Raw genomic sequence first — 663 nt, forward strand, 5'->3', positions numbered from 1 at the left:
ATCCGGGGCTGTGAACTCCAGCGGTATCGAACTGTTGCCGGCGGCATCCACCAGACGCACGTCGAGTGCTTCACCATTGGTCTGGGCCGGCGACAGGGTGAGGCTGAACAGGCCGTCGGCACCGACGACACCAGTACCGATGACAGCACCGCCGGCATCGCGTACCTGAACAGTGGCACCGGGCTCGCCGCGACCAGTGAAGGTGACGCCATCGGCCAAGGCCAGGTCAGTTGGTTGTGCGGGCGGCACCAAGTCAGCCGAGGTGACCGAGCCCGGTTGGGATACGTTGCCGGCGGCGTCGGTGAGGGTGACTTGCAAGGTGCTGCCGTCGTTGACGGCAGGGTCCAGGGCGATGACGAAGGTGCCATCTGCAGCGACGGTGCCAGTCGCGAGGATGTTGCCTGCCGCATCACGTACCTGCACGGTAGAGCCGGCTTCGCCTCGACCGCTAAGCTGGCTACCGGCAAGACCGATCACCAAGTCAGTCGGGGCTGCGGGTGGCGTGGTATCGATACCGTCGATATCCGGTGCGGTAACTGCGCTGCTTGGCGATGTGTTGCCAGCGGCATCGGTCGCCGTGGCTTGCAGCACTTCGCCGTCAACTTGTGGCGGGTTGAGGTTGAGGCTGAACACGCCGGTCGGGCCGACCACGGCAGTGCCCAG

General features: G+C 65.5%; 1 protein-coding gene. It reads right to left on the reverse strand.

All coding sequences use genetic code 11. The features are described 5' to 3' along the window. Positions 1-663, reverse strand: a 663-nt coding sequence (locus tag ACTJJN_RS26995) for an Ig-like domain-containing protein (protein WP_440781795.1), incomplete at both ends; no start/stop codon positions are given.

Origin of the sequence: Pseudomonas sp. 22515, from assembly GCF_052044625.1 — a bacterium.
Classification (GTDB): domain Bacteria; phylum Pseudomonadota; class Gammaproteobacteria; order Pseudomonadales; family Pseudomonadaceae; genus Aquipseudomonas; species Aquipseudomonas alloputida.